At 61.5% G+C, this 25,893-nt stretch carries 20 protein-coding genes; 10 read left to right on the top strand and 10 right to left on the bottom strand.

Features of this window, described 5'->3' with window-relative positions:
* Nucleotides 1-14 precede the first annotated feature (14 nt).
* The gene (locus NKH28_RS25605; RefSeq protein ID WP_352980702.1) at nt 15-1,457 is read right to left on the bottom strand and encodes a glucosamine inositolphosphorylceramide transferase family protein; all 1,443 of its coding nucleotides are present in this window, start codon (nt 1,455-1,457) and stop codon (nt 15-17) included.
* 201 nt (nt 1,458-1,658) lie between these two features.
* Between NKH28_RS25605 and wecB the strand changes: the two genes are divergently transcribed.
* The 3 genes from wecB to NKH28_RS25590 are packed head-to-tail and all read left to right on the top strand — an operon-like array spanning nt 1,659 to nt 4,937.
* Nucleotides 1,659-2,813 (top strand): non-hydrolyzing UDP-N-acetylglucosamine 2-epimerase, encoded by a 1,155-nt coding sequence (gene wecB, locus NKH28_RS25600; protein ID WP_352541699.1) that lies wholly within the window; start codon nt 1,659-1,661, stop codon nt 2,811-2,813.
* The gene (wecC, locus tag NKH28_RS25595; RefSeq protein ID WP_352569040.1) at nt 2,806-4,137 is read left to right on the top strand and encodes a UDP-N-acetyl-D-mannosamine dehydrogenase; all 1,332 of its coding nucleotides are present in this window, start codon (nt 2,806-2,808) and stop codon (nt 4,135-4,137) included. The genes wecB and wecC overlap by 8 nt, the downstream gene beginning before the upstream one ends.
* The gene (locus tag NKH28_RS25590; RefSeq protein ID WP_031211886.1) at nt 4,134-4,937 is read left to right on the top strand and encodes a WecB/TagA/CpsF family glycosyltransferase; all 804 of its coding nucleotides are present in this window, start codon (nt 4,134-4,136) and stop codon (nt 4,935-4,937) included. The genes wecC and NKH28_RS25590 overlap by 4 nt, the downstream gene beginning before the upstream one ends.
* Nucleotides 4,938-4,982: 45 nt before the next feature.
* Here NKH28_RS25590 and NKH28_RS25585 read toward each other — a convergent pair whose 3' ends face one another.
* Nucleotides 4,983-6,422: a lipopolysaccharide biosynthesis protein gene (locus tag NKH28_RS25585; protein WP_352771238.1), complete on the bottom strand. Its 1,440-nt coding sequence runs from the start codon at nt 6,420-6,422 to the stop codon at nt 4,983-4,985.
* 169 nt (nt 6,423-6,591) lie between these two features.
* Here NKH28_RS25585 and NKH28_RS25580 point away from each other — a divergent pair, with 169 nt between their 5' ends.
* The gene (locus tag NKH28_RS25580; protein WP_352980701.1) at nt 6,592-7,710 is read left to right on the top strand and encodes a glycosyltransferase family 4 protein; all 1,119 of its coding nucleotides are present in this window, start codon (nt 6,592-6,594) and stop codon (nt 7,708-7,710) included.
* On the opposite strand, the gene asnB is transcribed toward NKH28_RS25580, so the two are convergent.
* Together asnB and NKH28_RS25570 are read right to left on the bottom strand one after the other, a co-directional pair.
* Nucleotides 7,684-9,609 (bottom strand): asparagine synthase (glutamine-hydrolyzing), encoded by a 1,926-nt coding sequence (asnB, locus tag NKH28_RS25575; protein ID WP_352817247.1) that lies wholly within the window; start codon nt 9,607-9,609, stop codon nt 7,684-7,686. The two genes, NKH28_RS25580 and asnB, sit on opposite strands and share 27 nt — an antisense overlap.
* A 168-nt stretch (nt 9,610-9,777) precedes the next feature.
* The gene (locus NKH28_RS25570; RefSeq protein ID WP_352980700.1) at nt 9,778-11,019 is read right to left on the bottom strand and encodes a glycoside hydrolase family 5 protein; all 1,242 of its coding nucleotides are present in this window, start codon (nt 11,017-11,019) and stop codon (nt 9,778-9,780) included.
* A 116-nt stretch (nt 11,020-11,135) separates the two neighbouring features.
* Between NKH28_RS25570 and NKH28_RS25565 the strand changes: the two genes are divergently transcribed.
* The 3 genes from NKH28_RS25565 (at nt 11,136) to NKH28_RS25555 (ending at nt 15,465) form a co-directional block, all read left to right on the top strand.
* Nucleotides 11,136-13,064, top strand: a complete 1,929-nt coding sequence (locus tag NKH28_RS25565; protein ID WP_352980699.1) for a heparinase II/III family protein — start codon at nt 11,136-11,138, stop codon at nt 13,062-13,064.
* Between the two features lie 239 nt (nt 13,065-13,303).
* Complete coding sequence (locus NKH28_RS25560) at nt 13,304-14,299, top strand: sterol desaturase family protein (protein WP_352980698.1); 996 nt, start codon at nt 13,304-13,306, stop codon at nt 14,297-14,299.
* Nucleotides 14,296-15,465, top strand: coding sequence for a GNAT family N-acetyltransferase (locus tag NKH28_RS25555; protein WP_352980697.1), 1,170 nt, complete (start codon nt 14,296-14,298; stop codon nt 15,463-15,465). The genes NKH28_RS25560 and NKH28_RS25555 overlap by 4 nt, the downstream gene beginning before the upstream one ends.
* A 221-nt stretch (nt 15,466-15,686) precedes the next feature.
* Here NKH28_RS25555 and NKH28_RS25550 read toward each other — a convergent pair whose 3' ends face one another.
* The 6 genes from NKH28_RS25550 to NKH28_RS25525 all read right to left on the bottom strand — a co-directional run bounded on the left by NKH28_RS25550 (nt 15,687) and on the right by NKH28_RS25525 (nt 20,825).
* Nucleotides 15,687-15,998 (bottom strand): UBP-type zinc finger domain-containing protein, encoded by a 312-nt coding sequence (locus NKH28_RS25550; RefSeq protein ID WP_036238601.1) that lies wholly within the window; start codon nt 15,996-15,998, stop codon nt 15,687-15,689.
* Nucleotides 15,995-17,686 (bottom strand): FAD-dependent oxidoreductase, encoded by a 1,692-nt coding sequence (locus NKH28_RS25545; RefSeq protein ID WP_352980696.1) that lies wholly within the window; start codon nt 17,684-17,686, stop codon nt 15,995-15,997. The genes NKH28_RS25550 and NKH28_RS25545 overlap by 4 nt, the downstream gene beginning before the upstream one ends.
* Nucleotides 17,687-18,045: 359 nt before the next feature.
* Nucleotides 18,046-18,972, bottom strand: a complete 927-nt coding sequence (locus NKH28_RS25540) for an NADP-dependent oxidoreductase (RefSeq protein ID WP_352449638.1) — start codon at nt 18,970-18,972, stop codon at nt 18,046-18,048.
* 111 nt (nt 18,973-19,083) lie between these two features.
* A complete protein-coding gene (locus tag NKH28_RS25535; RefSeq protein ID WP_352472517.1) occupies nt 19,084-19,521 on the bottom strand; it encodes a CBS domain-containing protein in 438 nt (145 codons plus the stop codon).
* Complete coding sequence (locus tag NKH28_RS25530; RefSeq protein ID WP_352501351.1) at nt 19,518-19,652, bottom strand: hypothetical protein; 135 nt, start codon at nt 19,650-19,652, stop codon at nt 19,518-19,520. Before NKH28_RS25530 ends, NKH28_RS25535 begins: the two co-directional genes overlap by 4 nt.
* Before the next feature lie 375 nt (nt 19,653-20,027).
* The gene (locus NKH28_RS25525; RefSeq protein ID WP_352541733.1) at nt 20,028-20,825 is read right to left on the bottom strand and encodes an AraC family transcriptional regulator; all 798 of its coding nucleotides are present in this window, start codon (nt 20,823-20,825) and stop codon (nt 20,028-20,030) included.
* 276 nt (nt 20,826-21,101) lie between these two features.
* Between NKH28_RS25525 and NKH28_RS25520 the strand changes: the two genes are divergently transcribed.
* The 3 genes from NKH28_RS25520 to NKH28_RS25510 all read left to right on the top strand — a co-directional run bounded on the left by NKH28_RS25520 (nt 21,102) and on the right by NKH28_RS25510 (nt 25,892).
* Nucleotides 21,102-22,568, top strand: a complete 1,467-nt coding sequence (locus NKH28_RS25520; RefSeq protein WP_352980695.1) for an alpha-glucosidase/alpha-galactosidase — start codon at nt 21,102-21,104, stop codon at nt 22,566-22,568.
* Between the two features lie 119 nt (nt 22,569-22,687).
* Entirely contained in the window at nt 22,688-24,772 is a 2,085-nt protein-coding gene (locus NKH28_RS25515) for an ABC transporter substrate-binding protein (protein WP_352980694.1), read from the top strand.
* 112 nt (nt 24,773-24,884) lie between these two features.
* Nucleotides 24,885-25,892, top strand: a complete 1,008-nt coding sequence (locus tag NKH28_RS25510) for an ABC transporter permease (protein ID WP_352452370.1) — start codon at nt 24,885-24,887, stop codon at nt 25,890-25,892.
* Nucleotide 25,893: the final 1 nt, after the last annotated feature.

Below are 25,893 nucleotides of genomic sequence, written 5' to 3'. Positions count from 1 at the left end.
AGGCTCCAGACGCATCAGCCGGCGCTATCCACAACCTCGACATTGCCTGCGCGATTGAGCGTGTGGATGCCCGCCCGCGCCCATGCCGGTCCTGGGCCGATCGGGTGGGGCGGTGCAAACAGGACATCGAAGTCGTCAAGGCGATCCAACCGCATCAATCCCAGGCCGCCGCCATAGGCTCTAGACCCGTTTTGCACGGGCAGCAGCAAAGCGTCGCCCTGGCGGATGAAAGCGCCGCCCGGCCGAGTGGCCGAGTGATCGACGGCGACGGGATTGAGCGCATGCGCGACCCAAGGCCCACGCAGCGCAGGGGCGGAATAGACCGCCATCGTGTCGGACGCGCTACCGTGACCGAACCGCTCAGTCCCCAACAGCCAGAAGCGGCCGTCGGATTCGAGCAGCGTGGCGTCGTTGAAGTCCCTGTCCATCATCAGCACCGTGTCGCGTACCCAGCGATCCGGAAACTGCACGGCACGGTAGAGCACCACTTCACGCGCCGTAGCGCTTTCAGGGATCATGAAAATCTCGCCGGAGTGAGCGAACACCTGCGGATATGACAGATGATGCGCTTCCTCCAGCACCACTTTCGGCACGCCGAAAGTGCCGTCGGTGCCAAGTTCAGCGACGGAAATCACCCCGCGGCCGGTGGAGTAGGGAAACTCCTCGACAAACAGAAAATGACGGCCGTCGCGCTCGAGAACGAACGGATCGGCGTAGAAGCGCTGCCCGTCATCGGCAAGCACGGTGAAGGGCTTACCATCCAGCAGTCCGGTTTCGGCGACGCCTGGACCGTCGATCAGCCGATAAGCAACCTGCCAATAGAAGGGACGCCGACCACGTCGCAGTTTTTGCACGGCGCGGTCGACTAACCCCCTGCCGAAAAAGGGCAGATAGTGCCCGATAAATCCGCCTTTCTGCAGGGGCGGCGCCGGGCTCTCGGCAATCGGCGCAAGTTTGCCCGCGGAAAAGCGGGCGACACATTGGGCAATCAGGGAGATGGCGCCGGCGAGCAGGTCGTTGCTGGTTCGGGACAGCCACAACCGGTCGCTGATCATCGGCCGCGCCCTAGCGACGGCAACGCCGTCGAGGCGCGCGGTGAGTTCGGGCAGCCGCCCGCTCGCCAGCATCTCGGTCATGCCTGCGGCAAAGCTGCTTTGGCCGCAAAATTCGAGCGTCAGGACAGGCGTGCCGCGTCGTGCGGCGGTAGCCGTGAGATCGACTATAAGATCGACTGGGCCGGTGTCGCCGGACGGCAACGGCCGGGAACGGCTTGCCAGTGAGGGGCCGAAGCGCCGGCCCTCGAGCGCCAGCACATTATCCATCGTGCGCGCATTGGGTTCAGGCGTCGGCGCGCGGCAACTCGAAACCGCATGTCCAGCCGCACTCAACCGCGCCAGAAGCTCATTTTCCCAGCGCCGGGATGTGTCGGCGTGGCCGATGATTAAAATATTAGTCAATCCAATATATTCTTTTTCAAGACTACTGCCATAGACTACTTGTCAGCCCAACCTTTCACAAGAGTTAAACCGGGAGAACGCGGCCTTGGTTGTTAATCATATATTAAGAATTGAGATCACGAAGGCGCTTTCCGGCGCTATTATGACTCTTGCGGGCAATAGTCGGCATGTCCCGAAGGCTGCAGGCGACCAGGATCAGCGATGAACGTCCTTTCACGTCCAAAACTGCCATCCAGGCAGAAACTGCTGATCGTGTTCGGCACTAGGCCGGAGGCACTCAAATGCTTTCCAGTGGCGCGTGCCGCCCTCGCTCATCCAGGCTTCATCACCGAAATATGCATAACCGCCCAGCATCGTGAAATGGTCGACCAGGTTGTCGAGCTGACGGGCTTGCCTGTGCACCACGATCTCAACATCATGCAACCCGGCCAGTCGCTGTTCGATGTGACCTCGCGCGTGCTCCTGGGCATGGCCGAGGTGTTGGACAAGGCGAAGCCCGATATCGTCATGGTACAGGGCGACACCACCACGGCAATGGCCGCGGCTCTTGCTGCCTTCTACAAGCGTATCCCCGTCGCTCATGTCGAAGCAGGATTGCGCAGCCACAACATCAACTCGCCGTTTCCTGAAGAACTGAACCGCAAGATTGCCGGCGACATCGCCACCTGGCATTTTGCGCCGACCGTTCAAGCGCGCGACAATCTCATCGCCGAAGGAAAGGCCGAAAGCACCATTTTCGTGACCGGCAACACGGTGATCGACACGCTGTTGCATTTTTCAAGCGCGATCGATGCCGACAGGCTGATGAACGCGAAGCTCGCTGCCAGCTTCCCCTTCCTCGACCCTTCCAAGAAGATGATCCTCGTCACCGGACATCGCCGCGAGAATTTTGACGGCGGCATTCAGCGCATCTGTACGGCGTTGAAGGGATTGGCGGCGCGGGGAGACGTGCAGATCGTCTACCCTGTCCATCCAAACCCCAATGTGCGCTCGGTGGTCAACGCAGAGCTGGAAGGCGTGCCGAACATCCATCTGGTCGAGCCGCAGGACTATCTGCCGTTCCTGTACCTGCAGAAGCAGAGCTATCTGGTGCTTACCGATAGCGGCGGCGTGCAGGAAGAAGCGCCTTCGCTCGGCAAGCCGGTGCTGGTGATGCGCGAAAATACCGAGCGACCCGAGGGGATCGTGGCCGGCACCGCCCGCCTTGTCGGCACCGATGTCGAAAAAATCCTGTTCAACGCCAATCGCCTGCTCGACGATCAGGCTGCCTATCGCGGCATGGCGGAACGACACAACCCATATGGCGATGGCCGGGCTAGTAACCGGATTGTTGAGGAACTGCTGCATCATGGCTGAAATCAAAACCGTTTCCGTAATCGGCATGGGATATATCGGCCTGCCGACCTGCGCCATTTTCGCCAGCCGCGGGCTCAACGTCATTGGCGTCGATGTCAACGGAGCGGTGGTCGAGAAGGTCAATCGCGGCGAAATCCACATCGTCGAGCCGGACCTTGACGGTCTGATCCAGAAGGTCGTGGCGAACGGCAAGCTCATGGCCTACAGCACGCCGCAGCCGGCGGACGCCTATATCATCGCCGTGCCGACCCCGATGACCCACGATCATAAGCCGGACGTAACCTACGTGCTCGCGGCGGCACGAAGCATCGCCCCCGTGCTGAAGCGCGGAGACCTTGTGGTATTGGAATCGACATCGCCGGTTGGAACCACGCGTATCATGACCGGGCTGCTTGCCGAGTTGCGGCCTGATCTCAAATTTCCTGTCCAGCATGGCGAAGACGCCGATGTGCTGGTCGCCTATTCGCCCGAGCGTGTGCTGCCGGGAAAGGTGCTGACCGAGCTGATCAACAACGATCGCTCGATCGGGGGATTGTCCCGCAAATCGTCGGAGCGGACCGCGGCACTCTATTCAACCTTCGTCACCGGCGACCTGTTCATGACGACGGCCGAAAGTGCTGAGCTGGTGAAACTGACCGAGAACGCGTTCCGCGACGTCAACATCGCCTTCGCCAACGAGCTTGCTGCAGTGTGCCAGGACCTGTCGCTCAATGTCTGGGAAGTGATCGATCTCGCCAATCGGCACCCTCGCGTGAACATCCTCCAGCCGAGCCCGGGCGTCGGCGGTCACTGCATTGCGGTCGATCCATATTTTATCATCGACGCCGCACCCAACAGCACGCGGCTGATGGCTTCGGCACGCCGGATCAATTCCGAGCGGCCGATGTCGGTGGTCAGGGATATCGAGGCCTTGCTCGACCCCTCCCGCAAGCAAACGATCGCCTGTCTTGGCCTCAGCTTCAAAGCCAATATCGACGATCTGCGCGAGAGCCCGGCCGTCGAGGTGGTGAAGCTTCTGTCCGATAACCCCAATGTGAAGATCATTGCGGCTGAACCCAACACAAATGCGCTGCCGCATGAGCTCGAGGGCAGGGGCATCGTGTTCACCGACGCACTTTCGGCCATCGACAAGTCCGATATCGTCGTCCTCCTGGTCGACCATCGGCAGTTCAATCTGGTCGACCCCGAAGCGCTCAAGGACAAGAAGCTCGTCGATACGAGGGGTCTGTGGACGTGGCGCAAGGCACGCAAGCCCGACGCCCGCATCGAAGGCAAGAAACCAGAGGTCGCACAAGTGACGCTTGCAAGGGAGCAGGCCGCATGAACGCGCACGCCCCGGCATGGGCGCAGCATTCCCTGTTGGCATCACGGCGCCGGGAGTTCCTTGGTGCACCGATCCATGCGCTGACCATGGCCGAGACACTGGCCATCGCCGACGAGGCGATGACCCTGGGGCGGCCGCTGCATCATGTGGTCGTGAACGTCGCCAAGCTGGTGACCATGCGCCAGAATGCCGAGCTGCGCGAGGACGTGGCCGGGGCGGACGTGGTCAATGTCGACGGCATCGGCGTGCTTTGGGGTGCACGTCTGTGCGGCGTCGCGCTGCCCGAGCGGGTGGCGGGCGTCGACATCATGATCAATCTGCTGAGCCTCTGCGCGAAGCGTGGATTCAGGCCGTATCTGCTGGGGGCCGAACAGCACGTTCTCGACGCGGTTGTAGTGAGACTTGCCAAGGACCATCCGAGCCTCGTCATAGCGGGAATGCGCAACGGCTATTTCAAGCCGGAGGACGAGGCCGGGATCGTCGCGGCGATCAACGCCTCGGGCGCCGACTGCCTGCTGGTGGCCATGCCGACACCGCGCAAGGAACGCTTTCTCAAACGCTACCGCGATGAACTCGCCTCAAGCTTCGTGATGGGCGTAGGCGGCAGTTTCGACGTCTATGGGGGCAAGGTTGCCCGTGCGCCGAAGCTGATACAAGCGGCCGGCCTGGAGTGGCTGTTCCGCGTCGTCCAGGAGCCGCGACGCTTGTGGCGCCGCTACTACGACACCAACACTGCCTATGCGGGACTGCTGTGCCGGGAGTTCTGGGAGCGTCGCTGGCGCCGAAACGCCGGTTTATAGTTTCGCGTTCCCCCCACAAAACAGGCGTTGCCCCTGGACTTCGCTTTACGCGATCCGTAGCCGCGCTCGCAGCTGGGCGACGAATTGCGTCGCTGCCACGGGGTGGAACAACGAGGTCAGCCCGAAGAAAACCGCGGCGCCGGTGGTGCCGCCGGCGACAAGCGAGAAGATCGCCGGCACGTCGCCGGCCACCATGCTGGCAAGCTTGGCGGCCACCCCCGTGCTGAGCGAGATGATTACCGAAACACCGATGTCGCGCCACGGCACCGGCACCGGTGTGAGCCGCTCGCTGATGATGATGCAGGTTATGGAGCCCACCACCGAGCCCCCCGCCAGCGCCAAAGCGGCGCCGATCTCCGCCATCGGGGGGATCAACAGCAGGGACAATGCGATTGTTGCCACCGAGCCGAAGAGATTGGCGATGATCAGCAGCCACGGCCGCTTGTGCGCGTGCACCACGACGCCATAGACGAAGCTGGTGAGGTTGGCGCACAGCACGCTGAAGGCAATGATCGGAAACAGCAGGCCGAAGCGGCCGTGATATTGCGAGGGCAGCATGAGCTCGGTGATATCGCTGCTGAGCGCGACCAGCATCGCTGCAATCGGCAGGCAAAGCCGCATCATCAAGGCCATTAACTGCGACAGCAACCGACCCGATGCCGCGGGCCCATCCTCGTCGAACCGGCTAACCACCTCGGGAAAGGCGCCCATGTTGATGGCGTTGGCGACCATATCGATCGGCTGGCGGGCCAGCGCATAGGCTGCCGCGAAGATCGCCACGGCGCTGGCATCGTAATAGAACTTGAGGAACAGACGCTCCGCGCTGTTGAGCCCGAAGCCAACCAGCGCCATGATGATCAGCGGCACACCGAGCGCAAAGAAGTCCCTGTGGGTGAAACGCGGCGGACCGGCAACGAGCCGTCGCGATGCCATGATGCCCGCCACGATGCCGGCAATCAAGGCGCCGAGGCTCGAGCCGAGCGACACCGTCAGAAAGCTATCCTGAAAGACAAGGATAGCGCCGATCGGTAACGCGAGTTGCAGCAGGGCACGCAGGGCTTCTAGCATCGAATAGACCGAATGGCGCTGCTGCATCTGCAGCACCGTCAACGCGAAGCGGCTGATGGACCCGGCGACCAGATAGCCGCAGACTGCGATCGCGAACTCGATCCAGCGTTCAGGCACGATCACCGCCGACGCGCCTACCGATATGACCAGCGCCAGTGCTGTGGTGGCAAGCAACACCTGCCCGGCCAGCATCAGGCTGCCGCGGCTGACTTCGCCCTTGCCGCCAAGCCTGAGCAAGGCGATGCGCAGCCAGTTGGTGACGGCAATGTCGGTCATTTCCCCGACGGTCACCACCAGGGTGAGCAGGCCATACTCGGTCTGGTCGATCAAACGCGTCACGACGACCAGCAGGAGCAGCGCCGAAATTCGCGTCAGCAGGATCGCCGGAGCATAAATGAGCGTGGAACGGAGCAGCAAGGGCGTGTCCCTGGAAAACTCACCTTCGACTAGCCGCCGACTGGCGGAAAATCCAGCCCGATGACGCCGAAGGGTGAACAGATTCAGTTTGAACTAAAAGATTTGCCGTAAAACTTATCGGGAACGTTTGCTTTGCAGTTACCCGGTCTGTGTTATTTAGAGTACCATCATGTTGCAGCGCCTCATATCCGATCGAAAAATACATGTCCTGGTCGCGACGCCCTCGGGCGTTTCGGGGCAGGGCGGCATCGACCGCATCATGGGCGCGCTGAAGCAGGAGTTCGAACGGCAAGAAATCGCCGACATCGATGTGTGCTTCCTTGCCAGTCGTGGCCCGGGGCATGTCGGACTTTCGATCTTCTATATGCTCGGTTTTTGCTTACGGATGCTTAAAGCGCGTCTGGCTGGACGCGCCGATGTCATTCATATCAACATCTCAGTTTCCGGCAGCACCTACCGCAAGATGGTGATCGCCGCCTGCGCACGGCTGCTGTCGATACCCTATGTCCTGCATTTGCACGGGGCGCAGTATCAGACATTCTGGAAAGCCGACCGCGGTTTCATTAGCCGCCGTATCAAAGCTCTGTTCGAGCATGCCGATCGGGTGATCGTTTTGGGCAGGCTTTGGCGCGATTTCGTCGCCAGCCGGGCGCCGGGCGCAGCCGGCAATATCGTGATCGTGCCCAATGCGACCGAAGTCCCGTCGCTGGCGCATGTCGGCGGCGGCGACCATGTGCATATCCTGTTCCTGGGCCGCATCGGCGACCGCAAGGGCGTACCGCAATTGTTAGACGCGCTGCACCGCATGAGCCCTGTCAAGAATTGGCGCGCCACGATTGCCGGCGATGGCGAAGTCGAGGCGGCACGGGCAAAATCGGCCGCGCTGGGGATTCCAGACCGGATCGCCTTTCCGGGTTGGGTGGGACCGGACGATGTCGCATCGCTGATTTCTTCGGCCGATATTCTGGTTCTTCCATCCTTCGCCGAAAATCTGCCGATGTCGGTGATCGAAGGCATGGCAGCCGGTTTGGCGGTGGTGGCGACCCCGGTTGGCGCCGTCGAAGACATAATCACCGACGGGCAATCCGGGCTGCTGGTGCCGCCAGGCGATGTTACAGCGTTGACCGAGGCGCTGAGCCGCCTCGCGGAGAACCCGGCACTGCGGGCAAAGCTTGGTGCCGGTGCCATGGCAGTGCATCGGGAACGGCTTGAGCTCGCCCCGTTTGTCGGCGCAATCTGCGATGTCTGGCGGTCGGCCGCGTCAAGCCGTCAAACGGTCAAGCGCTGAGGCCGACGATCGCGGCGGCGCGTCGAGCCTGAATTCGCGGTGGAATATCTCCAAATTCAACAGCGCCCATATCAGCTTTTCGTGGTCTGCAGCACGCGTGGTGTGTTCCGAGACGATTTGATCTAGCTGTTTAGGACTCAGATAGCTGCGAATGACAGAGTGAGGCGAGCAAAGATGGTCATGCAGGTAGTTCCTCATCGATCCGCGAAACCATTCGGCGACCGGTACCTTGAACCCGACCTTGCGGCGGCTGAGAATTTCCTCCGGGAGGATATTGGCCATGCTGTCGCGCAGGATCTGCTTGCTGTGCAACCAACCCAGCCTGTAGCGATCGGGCAATTTGCTGACGAATGAAACCAGGTCTCGATCCAGGAACGGCATTCTTCCTTCGATTGAACCGGCCATCATCATGTGGTCGCCTCGTTCCAGGAGATTGTCAGGCAGCCACGATGTCTGATCGAAAAACAGCACGCGGCGAAGATGGGAAGCCGCAGCGCTTGACGAGAACGGAAAGTCGTTGCGCTCATAACGGCGATTTGCGGACGCGCCGATCAGGCAAGCGCTCTGCTGCGCCGAAACGGCTCCAAACCAGGAGACCATCCGGGCGGCAAAGTCCCTTTCGCCCGCGGTGCGGGCAAATGTATCGACCTTGGCCGACGCGCCCGGCATGGCGCGTACCAAAGGGGAAAGGACGTTATCGTGCAGCGAGGCTGGAACAAGCGACTGGTAGATCCCGGCCAGTGATTCCGCGCGATGCTTGGGATAGCCGCCGAGAATCTCGTCGGCTCCTTCTCCGGTGAGCACCATCTTGACGTCTTGCGAGGCTCGCTCCGACATCAGGTAAATTGGAATATCGCTGCTTTGCGAAACAGGTGCCCCGCGTTGGCGAACCATCGTCGGCAGATGATCCATCAGATCGCCTGGCTGGATTACAAGTTCGCAATGATCGGTCTTGAAATGATCGGCAACGCGTCGGGCGAATGCAAATTCGCTATAGGCTGCGTTGTCGAACCCGACGGAAAACGTGCGAATGGGCGTGGCGCTGTGCCTGGCCATCAGCGCGACGATAGCCGAGGAGTCGAGCCCTCCGGAGAGAAAGGCCCCAAAAGGTGCATCGCTGCGCATCCTGATCTCGACGGAATGGTCGAGCAATTCCAGAAATCGCCGCTTGGCGGTTTTTCCGTCGATCCGCTCGGTAACGGCCGCCTGGTCCGGAGGCGTATAGTAGCGCGTTTCCTTGACTACCCCTTGCGACCAGACAGCATAGCTTCCGGGATTGAGTTTGCGGATCTGTTTGAAGAGCGTGCGCGGTCCCGGCACATAACGCCAGTTCAGATACTCGTGCACGGCATCCAGATCGAGTTCCTGAGCATCTTGCTGCGATGACAACAATGCGTTGATCTCCGAGGCAAATAGCAGCAATTTTTCGCTTTGCATGAGGTAAAGCGGCTTTTCCCCGAAGGGATCCCGGGCGAGGATCAATTCCTGCCTCTGAGCATCCCAGAGTGCAAAGGCGAACATGCCGCTCAGCCGGTCGAACATTGACAAGCGCCACTGATCGTAGGCTCGGAGCAGCACCTCGGTATCGGAGCGCGTTCGAAAATGATGGCCAAGGCCGATCAGTTCCTGGCGCAGCTCGATGTAGTTATATATCTCGCCGTTGAAAATTATTTTGAGACGACCGTCCTCAATCTGCATCGGCTGATTCGACTCGGGCGCTAGGTCAATGATCGCCAGGCGGCGATGAACCAATGCCAATTGTTGCTCGCCGGTATTCAGGTCCAATATCTCGGTGCCTTCGGCATCGGGACCGCGATGCCGCAATGCGTTTGACATTTTGGCGGCCCGCTCTTGTGGATTTTTAGCCCTTCGCCCGATCCATCCGGCAATTCCACACATTGTTCCCCCCTAGGCGCGCGCATTCCCCACTCAGTACAACAAATGTGTTAAACACTTCGTGCCAATACAACCCAACCGGGAGAAAGCTGCCGCGGGCCGTTCCTCGATCGAGCCTGGCGGGTCAGGGATTGCCACCGGTTGTTCGCTAGTGAGGGCGTGTGATGGCACCTATGGCAGGCCCAATGCCTGCAGCATCTCCGGGTCGGGAACCGGGGGACCATCGGGCGGGATGAGGCTCATCCCATAGGGATTGGAGAACTCCCAGGCAGACCATGGGATCGCGAAGCGTTCGGCCTCTCGGCGCACTGCCTTGAGATAGCGCGAACGGTCGGCCTCAAAGGCGCCCATGCGGCCGTCCGCGGACATGAGAATAGCGCCGAATTCGCCCATGAAGAGCCGCCGGCTGGGAATGCCATGGCCATCAGCCCAGTCGACAGCCTGGCGAAAGCTCGCCTCCAGTTGGCTCTGGCCCCAGTTCTGCTCGAAATAGTTCGCGATTGCTTGGCGCGCGGTGGCCATGTTCATGACCTGCTCGACCCTGCTCAAGCCGGCAGCGTCCATCCGCGCTCTAAGGGTTTCGGTCACCACTTCGGGTGTACTGCTGTCGGCCGGCCAGGGAAGTCCCGAAGCAAAGCTGATCGTGTCATCGGGCCGCTGGTGGGTGAAGCTGTGCGGCTCATACATATGGAAGCTGTAATAGAGGTTTGGGTCATCAAAGCCGGGGCTGAGGTTGACCAATCCGGCAATGCTGCCGCCGCAGGCGCCGGTTGCAACGATGGTAAGTTCGCTGCTGACCGCTCGAATGTCGTGGACGGTCCCTGCCATGATCCGCTGCCAGTGATCGCTGCCGCTCGCATCGCAAGGGTAGTATGCGGGCTCGTTGTAAGGTTCGAGGGCGACTTTGTCGGTGCCTATCTTGACCAGCATGGCGGCGACCGCCACAACCATTTGACGATAGCGGGCAACGCCCTCGCTGTCGGCGCCGCCATAGATCATCTCCATGCTGTAGTCGGGAACCTGAGTGACGCCATGCAGGTCGAAAACCACCTTGAGGCCGGTCGACGTGATCCGCTCGACGGCGGCGGCAAGTATGTCCAGCGCCTGCTGCCGCTTGGCGTCCCCGCTGGCAAGCAGCGGGCCGGGATCGACGCTCAGCCGGACGAAGTCGAAGCCCATCGATCGGATGTGAGCAAACACCTCCCCGGCCGGCCAGTCGGTGAGCGGCCTGCTTTCCGCAAGCCATTCCTTTTCGCTGCGATAGGGCGGCCAAACGTAGGTTCCGTCTTTCGCCACCGGCGACCAGTTGAGCCACTGATGCACGCCAACGCCGCGCTTGAGAGGGATGGGCTCTGCCTCGGCCGCCACAAGCAAGGCGAGCGCCCAGGCAACAACATACACCGCTTTTCGCATCGCTCCCTCCGCATGCTCGCGGGAGATATTAACCGCAACGAACGGGAAAGAAGATTGCCGGCCCGCAGCTTTTCGACGGCATGGTATACAAGGACCGAAACGTTGACGGGGCGTGCATGAGAATCGGCTGGTACATCAACCGATTGCGCAGCATGGGACCGGCCGAGGTGTTGCACCGGCTGGGCGAGCAACGTCGAAGGATCGCGTCGCGCCGCCGCGATGATGGGTGGGAGCGCTATCCATCGCCGCAGTTGCACCCAGTGCTGCCCGGATTTCGCCATGCTGCGCTGGCAGCGACCGACGCTCAACGGCAGGCCATAGCGGCGGCCGCGCAAGAGATGCTTCATGGCCGGTTTTCGGCACTCGGGCGGACATGGCCAAAGCGTGAGCCCGATCGTTTGTTTCCTGCTGAGCTTTGGCGTCTTGATCCGGTAACCGGCAGGCTTTGGCCTGGCGCCGAGGCTCATACTTTCGATATCGATTTTCGCGATGGCGGCGACCTTGGCGATATAAAATATGTCTGGGAGATCAACCGGCTGCAGCAATTGCCAGTACTGGCTGCACACCTGCTCCTCAGCGAGGACAATCGATCCCGGAGTGCCATTGAGGCGGCAATCGGCAGTTGGCATTCCGCCAATCCGCCGTACCGAGGCATTGGCTGGGCTTCCGGCATCGAAGTAGCGCTGCGAGCCATCAGCCTGATCGTCACCCTGGACCTTATCGGTGACCGGCTTGACCCGGCGACGCTGCGGAAAGCCGGTGAGATACTCGCGGCAAGCGCCTATTGGCTGCCGCGGTTTCCGTCGCGATATTCCTCCGCCAACAACCATCTCGTCGCAGAGTTGGCTGGCGAATATCTGGTTGGCCTGGCGCTCGGGGCCGAATCCGAAATTGCCCGCAGCGCCCTCTTAAATGAGACGCACAAGCAGATTCTTGCCGACGGCGCCGGTGCCGAGCAAACGCCGACCTATGCAGCCTTCAGCGCCGAACTCATCTTGCTGTGCGCCGCCGCGGCGCGCCAGGCGGGAACGCCGTTTCCCTCGGCCGTCGAAGCGCGTCTGGGCGCCTTCGCCAATTTCGTCGGCTGGCTGCCACAGAAAGCCGCCCGCTTCGGCGACGACGATGAGGGCCATGTGCTGAAGCTGGGCGACGAGCCGAACTATATCCGATCCGTCGCGGCCGCCATCCACGGCTTACTGGGGACGCCGGGCAACGCGCCGGAGCCTGACGATTTTCGTTCGCTTTTCTTTGGTGCGCCGTCAGGCCCGGCGCCCGCGGTGCATGGCTTGCAGACATTCACGCAAGGCGGGCTCTCCGTCTGGCGCGGAGCAATGAATGGCCGCAATGTCGAACTGACGTTCGACCATGGACCGCTCGGCTATCTCTCGATAGCGGCGCACGGCCATGCCGACGCGCTGTCGCTCACCCTGTGCATCGACGATGAGCCGGTGCTGGTCGATCCCGGCACCTGGCTCTACGGTTCGGGAGGCGCATGGCGCGACTGGTTCCGCTCCACACCGGCGCACAACACGCTGAACATCGAGGGCAAGAGTCAAAGCACCATCGCTGGAAATTTCAACTGGTCGCACAAGGCAGTCGCAGCGCTGGTGGAGAGCGAGCCGGGGACGCACTGGAGGCTGAGCGCCCGGCATGACGGCTATAGAAGCCGCTTCGGCGTCGTGCATCAGCGCACTTTGGCGCGCCAGGCCGATGGCATCCTCATCACCGACCAACTGCTCGGCGGCAGGCGCCAGTCCGAGATCGTCTTCCAACTGGCCCCCGGCCTCCATGCCGACCGGCACGAAGATACGGTCGCAGTATTGCGCGGCGACGAGGTACTGTTGGCCATCCGCTTTCCTGATGCTGTGCTCGATATCGGCGCCGGCGGTGACATGCCGGGCCAAGGCGGTTGGGTTTCACTGCGTTTTGGCACCAGGCAGCAAGCCGAACGCATCGCCTGGCACGGTGAAGTGGGCGAAGCCGGGATCGATATCCATCTTGCCCCAATTCACCCGCCGCAACAGCAAAAGCCGGTGCCAACGTAGAGTTGCCGGGCGAGTTCCAGCCGTATTCGACATTAATTACGTTTGGACATTTAGCGGTTTCGTTACCGTTGATCTGCTAGTCTCGCACCATCCAGCCTGCTTTGCCCGCTGCGCCCCGCAACAGCCACTGGTTGCAGGCGGCGTAGCAAGTTTGGCGGGAATTTTGTGCTTTGCTATTCGCCAGATCGCCTTCTTACGACCCCCAGACTGCCTTCTTACGACCAGGAGCCGCTGCATCAATGTTTTCCGAATTTGCCAGAGCGATTGTGGAAAAGCTTTCGAACGTCAATCTGACCACGCTCGGCCTGCTTCTCCTCACCGCACTGGGCAGCGCGGTGATCGCCTACTGGCGAACTGCCGAACATAAGTCCCTCAGGGACTTTTTCGACTTCGCCTTCCCACAGGAAGTCATCCTGCACCCGTCGGCGCGAGCCGACGCCATGTTCTGGATCACGAAACGGGCGATGATGCCTTTCCTGCTTATTCCTGCCGGCGTCACCTTCGTCGTCGCGGTGGGCTATGGCACACGCGAGGCAATTGGCTGGCTCCTTAACATCCACGCGCCGCTTCCCGGCGGCCCGGCGGGACCGGTGACGATCGTCATCTTCACCGCAACCATGCTGGTCGCCTATGATATTTCATACTACCTCTACCACGTCGCCCAGCACCGTTTCCCGTTCCTGTGGGAATTGCACAAGGTACATCATTCGGCCGAGGTGATGGTGGGGATCACCAAGGACCGGGTTCATCCGCTGGACGATCTGATGAACCGTATGTGGGATGGCATCATCCCGGGCATCTGCTTTGGGATCTGGAGCCTGATCGCACTCGATCCGGTAGAGGTCGCTATCTTCGGAATCAACGTCTATGTCATCCGCAACATCCTGATGATGGACTTTGTTCGCCATACGCATCTCAAGATATCGTTCGGCCCGTTGAACAACATCATCCTGTGTCCGCACTGGCACCAGGTGCATCACAGCATCGACCCTCGTCATTATGACAAGAATTTCGGCCTGCTTTTTTCGTTCTGGGATCGTCTGTTCGGAACGCAATTTGTCCCGGAGCCCGATGAAGACCTGAAATTTGGCCTGGTCGATCGCGATGTGCGCGATTACCAGTCGCTCTTTGGGCTCTACATCCTGCCGCTCAAGAAGATGGCAAGGCATGTCATGCGACTGTTTCACAGACGGCCCAATGTGGTCGCGCAGCCACAGGACAGTTCTCCTTCATGAACACCGCTGTTTCCATCGACGTCCTAGGCGCGGAGCGCCTGGAAATCGTCCGTTCGGCGGATCGCCTGGCTGCGGTCGAAGCCGCTTGGATGGAGCTTTGGCATCGTACCGACGGGCTGATCTTTCAAAGCCATGCCTGGATTTCGGCATGGTGGAGTACCGTACAACGCCGTGACCAGCGCGCGTTGCGGATCGGCCTGGTCTGGAAGGGCGAGAGACTCGTTGCTGTCGTTCCGCTGGCGATCGGCAGGCGCAGGGGGCTGCGGTTTCTCGAATGGGCGGCCGGCAGCTATACCGACTATGGGGATATTCTCGTTGCTCCGGAATGCTCGTTATCGGCGCTGCAGGAGCTATGGACCCAACTCTGCGATGCCGGCGGCTTCGACCTTGCCTTGATCAATCGTCTCTCACCGGATGCGGCGGCCCGCAAAATTTTCACGCCAGGAGCTTCCGGCGGCATCAGGCTTCGTCCGTTTCACCGAACGGAAGTCAGCTATCGCGTTGCCGGACAATGGGAAAGCGGAGCGGCATGGTTCGCGGGCCAGTCGAAAAAGACGCGCCAGAACTATCGGCGCGGCATCAAAGCGCTGGAAGAAACCGGACAGGTGAGATTTCGCCTGCTTGCCCCCGACGAGCCGCTGCAACCGGTACTGGAGCGCCTCGCGGCCTTGAAGCGGAAATGGCTGACCGAGCGCATGCGTGAGTCAGACCTGTTCGAAGAGGGCGTCCCGGTACTCGCCGCGCTCGTCGGTGCGTTGGCGCGCGCCGGCGTGCTGCATATCTTCGTCCTCGAATGCAATGGCGTGATGGTCGCGGTGTCGATCAATTTCGTCCAGCACGACGTGATGATGGCCTTCGTGACGACGTTCGATCCGGATTTCGGCCGGGCGTCGCCGGGTGTGATCCTGTTGATGGATTACGTGCAGTGGTCGATAGATCACGGTTTGAGCATGGTCGATTTCCTCTGTGGCGCAGAGTCGTTCAAACACAAATTCTCAACGCAGGCGGTTACGCTGGAATCCGTCATCGGGACGCGCACGGCACAGGGCGCGCTTGCATCTCTTGCCGATCGTGTCCTCCAGACCGTCAGGCATATGCGCGAGCGGTCATCGGCACCACCAGAGGGACGCGATACGCCCGCTCAAGCCGAAGCAGCCTTGGACTAAAGCGCGTCGCATTCGATCGGCCTCATGCGACGCGCTTTCGATTCTTGTTTTATACATGTCGTTATCGCAAAATCGCTGCACACTTTTGCGCGACATGCTTTAGAACGGTTCATCGTTTCACGGAAACGCGGAACAGCTCCATCTTTTGTTTTGACGCAATTCCGGACGAAAACCGTTCACACTTTTCCTGGAATTGCTGTAGCGGCCCGCTCGCAAAAAGCTCAAATGAAGCGCGGTATCGGACCGTTTTGCGGCGTGGTGCGGTCGCCGAGGTCGAGGAAGATTTCGTCGATGTAGCACCATCCCCAACCTTCCGGCGGATCGTAGCCTTCGATGACAGGATGGCCGGTTGCCCGAAAATGCTTGGTGGCATGTCGGTTGGGCGAGTCGTCGCAGCAGCCGACATGGCCGCATGTGCGGCAGAGCCGCAGATGCACCCACTGCGAACCGCTCTTCAGGCATTCCTCGCAGCCGAGCGCGCTCGGTGTCACGTCGCGAATGTCCCCGGCGTGCCTGCATTCGTCTGCCATCATACGCTCCTGACCAGTTGTGGCGCCACGGCGAGACTGCCGTTTCGCGCGAGATATGCATGCAGCGCTGCAACCACCTGGGCGCCTTCGCCGACGGCAGCGGCGACGCGTTTGATCGAGCCGGAGCGCACGTCGCCGATGGCGAACACCCCGCCGCGGTTCGTCTCCAGCGCACCACGTTCCTGGCCAATGTCAGGCCCGGTGCGAACGAAGCCCTTCGCGTCCAACGCCACGCCGCATTGCGCCAGCCAGTCGGTGTTCGGATCGGCGCCGATGAACAGGAAGAGGTGGCGGATCGGACGTGCTGTCTCGGTGTCGCGGTTGCGCCAGCGCACTTTGCCAAGATTGCCGTCGTCGCCTTCCAGTGCCGCAACCTGCGTCTCAGCCAGCACTTCGATGTTCGGCTGTGCACTGACGCGCTCCACCAGATAGCGCGACATGCTCGCATCGAGGCTGCTGCCGCGCGCCAGCAGCCATACCTTCTTCACATGCGCCGCCAGGTAGACGGCAGCCTGGCCAGCCGAATTGCCGGCGCCGACCAGGGCTACCTCTTGCCCGGCGCAAAGCCGCGCTTCGATCGGCGAAGCCCAGTAATGCACGGAGGTTCCCTCGAATTGCGCCAGGTTTGCCATGTCGAGGCGGCGATAGCGCGCTCCGCTGGCGATCACCACCGACCGTGCCCGCACGGTCTCCCCGCCGCCGACGGCGAGCGTATAGTGGGCACCGGACGTGTCGCTTACGCTGCCCAGCAGCTTCGCCTCGTCCGGTATCACCATCTCGACGCCGAATTTCTGCGCCTGGTTGTAAGCGCGCGCCATCAGCGCCATTCCCGAAATGCCGGTCGGAAAACCGAGGTAGTTCTCGATTCGCGAGGAGGCACCCGCCTGTCCGCCGAAGGCACGGCAATCGAGCACGATCGTCGACAACCCTTCGGAAGCCGCGTAGACGGCCGCCGCGAGGCCGGCCGGTCCGGCGCCGACAATGGCCACGTCGTACAGCTTGCCGGCGTCGATCGGCCTCACCAGGCCGATGCAGCGGGCAAGCTCGTTCTCTCCGGGATTGAGCAGCAGCTTGCCGTTCGGACAGAGCACGATCGGCAAATGGTGGATGTCGACATGGAAGCGTTCGATCAGCGTCCTGGCGCAGGGATCGGCAGCCGAATCGAGAACGCGATGCGGCTGACCGCTGCGAGCCAGAAAACCTTGCAGCCTCAGAACGTCGCCGCTGTCGACCGGTCCGACAATGATCGGGCCGGCTGTGCCGCTTTCGAGCAGGCCGACACGGCGCAGGATCAGCGCCCGCATGATGCGCTCGCCGAGGTTTGCTTCCTGCACCATCAGGTCCCTCAGCCTTTGCGAGGGGATGACGAGCGCCTCGACCGGCTCGACCGCCTCCACATCCACCAGTGAGGGTCGGGCTGAAAGCTGCGCCAACTCGCCGACGAAATTGCCTGCACCGTGCGTGACGATTGTTTCGCGCCGGCCGAAGCTGCCGCCCTGGATGATATCCACCTTGCCGGACAGGACCACGATCAGACCTGGCGCCAGCTCGCCGGCCTTGACGATCTGTTCGCCTGCAGCATAGGACACGGCTTCGCCGAAACGGCCCATGCGGTCCAGGTCCGCCTCAGCCAGCACTGGAAACATCTGATCGCGACGGGCAATGGAGATCGGATTGGCGGGTTGAGACATGGTTCGAACCTATCGCCGGTTTCCGACAGTTTGAAGCGGTTTTTGCGGCTTGCGGCCGGTAGGAACCTGGCTCGCCTGTCGGTAAACGCTGTGTGCTTCACTTCGCAGTTAGCTGACGGCGGCCGTGCGACGGTGTCGTCGCGACGTGCCTCACGATCCGTTGCATCTCCTTGATTTGTTTGATTTGCGCATCCCGGCAAACCCGGCGCATGCTGCTTTAGCCGGCACCTGCCTAAGCCGGCCAGGCCCGGCGGGCCGTCCTGTGTCAAACTCTCGGCCGCCGGGCTTCTGGACAGCAGAAAACGGCCTGTGTCCGAGCACTCCGCAAACTGGCCCGCGGCCTGTTGTTCGGCGAGTGCTCAGGCAGCTACCTGAAGCACAATCTTGCCGCGCGTGTGCTGCTTCTCGAGCTGTTCCTCGGCCCTGGCGACTTCCTCAAGAGGATAGATTGCCTGCACGAATGGCCTGACCTTCCCGGCGTCGATGAGGCGGCTGATCTCGGCAAGCTGCGCCGCGTTCGGCTTGGTCAAATAGGAAACGCCGCGAGCCCGATGCAGGCGGGCCTTCTCCGCCGACGGTTCGGAAAGCGTTGAGACGAGCGTCCCGCCGGGCTTGAGCACGTCCCACGAGCGGTCCTGTGTTTCGCCCGCTACCAGGTCGAAGACGAGGTCGACGTCCTCGACAAGCTCCTCGAAGCGCTGGTTCTTGTAATCGACCGCCTGGTCGGCGCCAAGCGCGCGGACGAAATCGAAATCCTGCGCGGACACAGTCGTCGCGACAAACGCGCCCGCGGCCTTTGCGAACTGCACCGCCAGATGACCGACGCCGCCGGCGCCGCCATGGATAAGGACCCGCTGCCCGGATTTGAGGCCGCCGTGATCGAAAAGGCCTTGCCACGCGGTAAGGCCGGCAAGTGGCACGGCGGCGGCTTCGGCGTGGCTTAAGCGTTGCGGCTTCGCCGCCGCCTCCGTTGCCTTGACGACGACATATTCGGCGTTGCCGCCGCGGTCGTTGCCGAGCATGGCATATAGCGGATCGCCCTTCTTCAGCGTATGGGCCCGCGTGCCGCACAGTTCCACCACGCCGGATACGTCGCGGCCGAGTGTGACGGGCAGATCCGCGCCCGAAGAGCCCTCGCGAACCTTGTAGTCGACGGGATTGACGCTTGCCGCGTAGACCTTGAGCGTGACCTCGTCGTCATGCGGCTGAGGCAACGGAACCGCGTCCAGCGAAAGAACCTCCGGTCCACCAAAATCGTGGATACGGACGGCCTTCATAGTAATCATGGCTTGCTCCTCGGGTTGTAGTCCAGTTCGCCTCTGAACAGTTTCGCCGGCAGGCCGGCGTCTATCCAGCCGGCGGTTCGGTCGTAGCAAAGGCCGGCCGATGGTGCGCCGTCAGTGTATCGTTTGCGAATGCTCGCCGCCGGGTTGCGAGATGCCGCTCAGCGCTTCACCTGCTGTTGCCGTCTCGCTGTTGGTGGCGAGGTCGCCCAGCGAAACGATGCCGACCAGGCGCTTGTCGCGATTTAGCACCGGCAAGCGGCGCACTTTCAGGTCAGCCATGTTACGCAGAACATCCTCCGCGTCTTCGTCTTCGAAGCAATACCTGACCTCGGTGCTCATCACTTCCCGTACCTTGGCGTCAGGTGTCTTGCCTTGGGCGACGCCGCGGATTGCGATGTCGCGATCGGTTACCATGCCGACAAGCCGATCGTTCTCGCCCACCGGCATTGCGCCGGCGTCGAGGCGACCCATCATTTCTGCCGCATCGCGCAGGGTTTGCTGCGGACTGGCGATCTCGACGTCCTTTGTCATGCAGTTGCCAACTTTCATTTTAACCTCCCTTGGTTGCAGGGCCCGCCGCCGGTTTCCAGGATGAAAGGGTGAATGAGCGCCAGCGCAAAACGTTCCATGGCAAGACCCGTTTCGAGCGCTTCGCCGAAATCACCCTTGCCATCCTCCACCCGACTGCCCTTCAGGCGGTCGGCCCGGGAAAGGTCGGTTCCGAAGGAATTTCGGAAGGCGTGTCGGGAGGAACTCCGATCGGCTCCTGGTCCGGCGTCGGAATTGGATCCGGCGAGGGCGGGGGTACGCCTGGAGGTTCTCCCGGCGGAGTCTCCGGCGGGGCAGGCGGCCGGGCCGGCTCCGGATTGGGATTGTCCGGCAGTGGATTCGGGTTGTTCGGATCGGGGTTGTTCATCGATCACTCCCTGACATCTGTGGCCTGATCTCCGCCAGAGCGGGGGTGCCGCAGCGGCGAGCAGGCTCTCTTGTCCTAAACCGAGGGGAAGCAAAAGCGTTCCCGCATCCGATGCCAAGCGCGGTGCCAATCTATCGGGCTATCGGGCGGTTCCCAGGCTGGCATACATCCCGTTGGTGCGGAACTGCGTCGGGTTGATGCCGTAGAGGCGGCGGAAGACCTTCGAAAAATAATTGGCATCCTCGAAGCCGCACATGATGGCGACTTCCTTGACCGGCAGGAAATCGGCCTTCGTCAGCAACTTCGCCGCGAGCTGCAGTCGCTGCTGCAGCACGAATTCGGCGGGCGGAAGTCCCTCGCTCTCGGCGAAGCAGCGCGAGAAATGCGCGCGGCTCAGGCCGCTGATCTCAGCGAGATCGGCAACGCGGAGCGGCCTGTCGAGATTGGCCCTGATGTGATCGATGACCGGCTGCATGGCGCTCTTGTCGTCGGTGACGGCATGCGAGCCGAAGACATCGTCGTAGAGCGCCATGGCTGCTTCATAGGCGACGGCCGAGGCGGCTCCCGGCGAGACCGCGCCCGTGATCAGGCGCACACTGCAATCAGCCAGATGATCGATCGTCGAGGGCTGCAGCCGCAGCACCGGACCGACGGCGGCAAGGATCGACTTGTGGATGCGCAGTGCCTCCTCGCCGTTCATCGATATCCAGAAGAACTCCCAGCGTTCGCCCTTGGCCAGCCAGTAACGGTGGTTGTGCGGCACGAGAACCAGCAAAGTGTCGCCCTTTTGCAGGCGGTAGTTCCGGTTCTCGTAGCGCAATCGGCCGGTGCCGCTGATCGTATGCTGGAGCACGGTAAACGGCGTCAGGCCGCGCTTGCGCCCATCCCAGTCGTAGACCTCGTTCTCGCGCACTTCATAGCCGGTGCTTGTCGGCATGGTGTGTAGGCGCTGGCGCCCGCGCGGCAGCGATACTGTCCTGCCCGCCGGCCCGATGTCGATCAAGTTCCGCAGCACAAAATTACCCCTAAAAGCATAATCCTTCTCTGGTCGCTTGCCGAATAAGGCGCATAATCCCTCGAGAAAAGCAAAAGAAACCGCGGTCGAAGAGCGGATGGGAGGAAGTGCCGGATTCCAGCCTGCATAGCGTGGCAGGCGGGCCAGGCCTCTTTTCGCCGCCTTTGCCTAGTGTTCGATCAGGTCGAGGTGAGGCTGATGAGTTTCAAGATCGCTATCATCGGTGCGGGAAGCGTCGGGTTCACCAAGAAGCTCTTCACCGACATTTTGTGCGTTCCTGAATTCAGGGATGTCGAATTCGCATTGACCGATCTCAGCGAGCGCAACCTCCAGATGATCAAGTCGATCCTCGACAGGGTCGTCGAATTCAACAGGCTGCCGACCAAGGTTACGGCAACGACAGACCGCCGTGCTGCCCTCGAGGGTGCCCGCTACATCATCAGCTGCGTTCGCGTCGGCGGTCTCGAAGCCTATGCGGACGATATCCGCATTCCCTTGAAGTATGGCATCGACCAGTGCGTCGGCGACACGATCTGCGCCGGCGGCATCCTCTATGGCCAGCGCAACATTCCGGTAATCCTCGATTTCTGCAAGGATATCCTCGAAGTCGCCGAGCCTGGGGCGAAATTCCTGAACTACGCCAATCCGATGGCCATGAACACCTGGGCGGCGATCGAATATGGCAGGGTCGATACCGTCGGCCTCTGCCACGGCGTCCAGCATGGCGCCGACCAGATCGCCGAAGTGCTCGGCGCCAAGTCGCGCACCGAGCTCGACTACGTCTGCTCCGGCATCAATCACCAGACCTGGTTCATCGACCTGCGTCTCAACGGCCGCAAGATCGGTAAGGACGAGCTGGTTGCCGCCTTCGAGGCGCATCCGGTCTATTCGCAGCAGGAAAAGCTGCGCATCGATGTCCTGAAGCGCTTCGGCGTCTATTCGACCGAAAGCAACGGCCATCTTTCCGAATACCTGCCCTGGTATCGCAAGCGGCCGGACGAAATCACCCGCTGGATCGACATGTCCGACTGGATTCACGGCGAGACCGGCGGCTACCTTCGTTATTCGACCGAAACACGCAACTGGTTCGAAACGGAGTTCCCGCAATTTCTGGAATCCGCCGCCAGGCCGATAGACCCCGCCAAGCGCTCCAACGAGCATGCCAGCCACATTCTCGAGGCGCTGGAGACGAACCGCGTTTACCGCGGCCATTTCAACGTCAAGAACAACGGCATCATCACCAACCTGCCGCAGGACGCGATCATCGAGTCGCCCGGCTTCGTCGACCGCTTCGGTATCAACATGGCCTCCGGCATCACGCTGCCGGAGGCCTGCGCCGCCACTTGCATTTCCTCGATCAACGTCCAGCGCATGTCGGTTCATGCGGCGATCTCCGGCGATATCGACCTGCTGAAGCTCGCGGTCCTGCACGACCCGCTGGTCGGCGCGGTTTCGACGCCGGAAGAGGTTTGGCAAATGGTGGACGAAATGGTCGTCGCCCAGGCTCGCTGGCTGCCGCAATATGCCGATGCGGTGCCGGCCGCGAAGGAACGGCTTTCGAAATCCAGGATCAAGACCCGCGAATGGGCCGGTGCGGCAAGGCGCGACGTCCGTTCGATCGAGGAATTGCGTGCGGAAAAAACGGCTCTCAAGCAGGCCGTCTGAATTTCGCCAGAACGGATCGCGGCAAGCTTTCGGGAGGATTTTCCGCACCCGTCTGTACATTCGTTCGAGGAGAAATGGAGCGGCGTCAACGCGCTCCTGAACAACAGGGAGGAGAGACGATGAGGAATTTTCGAAACATTGGCATTCTCGCCGGGCTGGTGCTTAGCGTCTCGGCCTCGGCGCTGAACGCGTATGCATCCGAGCCGACCGTGCCGCCGGTGCCCGCGCAATTTCCCGCCGAGGGAAAGATCAAATACGTGGCGCGCGACTCCATCCTGGAGTTCAAGGCACTTCCGGAATACCACGAACCCGATTGGGTCACCGACAAATACGTCAAGGCAGGCAAGCTGCCGCCGGTCAAGGACCGGCTGCCGAAGGAGCCGCTGGTCTTCAAGACCGGCAATATGCCGGACGGCGTCGGTGTCTACGGTGATACGATGCGTCATGTCATCGGCGGCCGGCCGGAGGGCTGGAACTACGGCGCCGGCCAGACGCAAGGCTGGGGCGGTATCGACATCGGCCTTTCCGAATGCCTGACGCGCACCGCGCCGCTGTTCCAGGTCGAGGCCAAGGACACGGAGCCGCTGCCGAACCTCGCCAAGAGCTGGGACTGGTCGAAGGACGGCCACACGCTGACGATGCATCTGGTCGAAGGCGCCAAATGGTCGGACGGCGTTCCGTTCAACGCCGACGATGTGATGTTCTACTGGGACGACGAGGTGATCGACCCCAATGTGTCGCCGCTGAACGGCGCGACGCAGGAGACCTTCGGCGTCGGCACGACGTTGAAGAAAATCGACGACTACACCGTCGAGTGGACGTTCAAGGACGCCTTTCCGAAACAATACCTTTACGCCATGGCTTACGGCACCTTTTGTCCGGGCCCGTCGCATATCCTCAAGCCGCAGCATCCGAAATATTCGAAGAACACCTACGAGCAGTTCAAGAACGCGTTCCCGCCGGAATATATGAACATGCCGGTGATGGGCGCCTGGGTGCCGGTGGCATACCGCCCCGACGACATCATCGTCATGCGTCGCAATCCGTACTATTGGAAGGTCGACGAGAAGGGCAACCAACTGCCGTATCTCAATGAACTGCACTACAAATTGTCGACCTGGGCCGACCGCGACGTTCAGGCCGTCGCGGGAGCCGGCGACTTCTCCAATCTGGAGCAGCCAGAGAACTTCGTCGCCTCGCTGAAGCGCGCGGCGCAAAAAGACGCACCGGCACGGCTTGCGTTCGGCGCGCGGCTGATCGGCTATAATCTGCGCATGAATTTCTCAGCCAATGGCTGGGGCAACCCCGACGAGCGCGGACAGGCGATACGCGAGCTGAACCGCAACGAGGACTTCCGCAAAGGCGTCACCATGGCGCTCAACCGCAAGGCGCTCGGCGACTCGCTGGTCAAGGGTCCGTTCACTGCCATCTATCCGGGCGGCTTATCCTCGGGCACGAGCTTCTACGACCGGAAGTCGACGGTCTACTACCCCTTCGATCTCGAAGGCGCTAAGGCGGAACTCGCCAAGGCAGGCCTGAAGGACACGGATGGCGACGGCTTCGTCAATTTTCCTGCAGGTACCGCCGGCGGCAAGAATGTCGAGATCGTGATGCTCGTCAACAACGACTACACCACCGACAAGAGCCTTGCCGAAGGTGTCGTCGCCCAGATGGAAAAGCTAGGGCTGCGGATCGTGCTGAACGGACTCAACGGCACCCAGCGCGATGCCTCGCAATACTCCGGCCGCTTCGACTGGCTGGTACGGCGCAACGATCAGGAGCTGACTTCCGTCGTCCAGAATACCGATCAGCTGGCCCCGGTCGGTCCACGAACCAGCTGGGACCATCGTGCGCCGGAAAACGGCGAGGTCGATATGATGCCTTTCGAGAAGGACCTCGTCGACATCGTCAACAAGTTTGTCTCGTCCGCGGACAATGACGAGCGCGCCAGCCTGATGAGAAAGTTCCAGAAGATCTCGACCGAGCACGTCTACAATGTCGGCCTGACGGAATATCCCGGCGCGCTGATCATCAACAAACGCTTCTCCAACATCCCGCAGGGCACGCCGATCTTCATGTTCAACTGGGCCGAGGATTCGATCGTCCGCGAGCGGGTCTTTGTCGCTGCCGACAAGCAGGCCAAGTACGAGCTGTTCCCCGAAGAGCTTCCCGGCAAGCCCGGAGACAAGGGCCCGATGAACTAGGTTTACCTCCCCTGACTGACAACTCCGGCCGCGCCAGTTGGCGCGGCCGGACAAAGCAAACCTCCGTACGCTCAAAGAGAGCGACCGGCCAGACAAGGAAGCGGACCGACCGATGTTGCGATTCCTGCTCACGCGCATAGCGTCGGCGATCCCGGTCCTCGCCATTCTGAGCCTGGTCACCTTCGCCATCATCCAGGCGCCGCCGGGCGACTATGCCGACTACATCCGCTCGCAGTTGATCAATCAGGGCGGGGCCTCATTCGCCGAGGCCGACGCGCAGGCCAAGGCCTATCGGATAGAACACGGGCTCGATAAGCCGCTGCCCGTCCAGTATTTCAACTGGATCGGTGGCATCATCACCCGCGGCGATTTCGGCTACAGCCTCTATTACAACAAGCCGGTGGCCGATGTGGTGGGCGAGCGGCTGCCGCGCACGCTGCTGCTGGCGCTGGTGTGCCATCTGCTGGCCTCGGTCCTCGGTATCACCTTCGGCATATGGGCGGCGACCAGGCAGTACAGCTGGATCGACAGTACGCTGTCAGCGATTTCCTTCCTCGGCATGACGGTGCCGCGCTTCCTGATGGCGCTGATCATCGTCTATCTGCTGGTCTTCCAGTTCAACGTTTCCGAGATCGGCAGCTTCTTTTCGCCGCAATTTGGCGGGGCGCCGTGGTCCTGGGCGAAGTTCGTCGATCTCGTCCGGCATGTCTGGCCGGTTGTCGCCATCGCCACCTTCGGCGGGCTCGCCTACAACATGCGGGTGATGCGCGGCAATCTGCTCGACACGCTGAACGCGCAATATGTCGAAACCGCTCGCGCCAAGGGCCTTAGCGGCGGTGCGGTCGTGATGCGCCATGCGGTGCCCAATGCGCTGCATCCGCTGGTCATGTATCAGGGCGTGGTGCTGCCCTATATGCTGACCGGCGAGATCGAGACCGCGATCATCTTTGCCCTGCCGACCGTCGGCCCGGCGATCGTTGGCTCGATGGCGGTCGGCGACGTCTATGTCACGGCGACATTCATGATGGTGCTGTCGGCGACGCTGATCGTCGGCAACATCATCGCCGACATGCTGCTCGTCATGCTCGATCCGCGTGTGCGCCAATATGCAGGGTCCTGAG

The organism is Mesorhizobium sp. M1227, assembly GCF_040318315.1.
Taxonomy (GTDB): Bacteria; Pseudomonadota; Alphaproteobacteria; order Rhizobiales; family Rhizobiaceae; genus Mesorhizobium.
The sequence above is the reverse complement of the archived record's forward strand: the minus strand, read 5'-3'. Positions and strand labels throughout refer to the sequence as shown.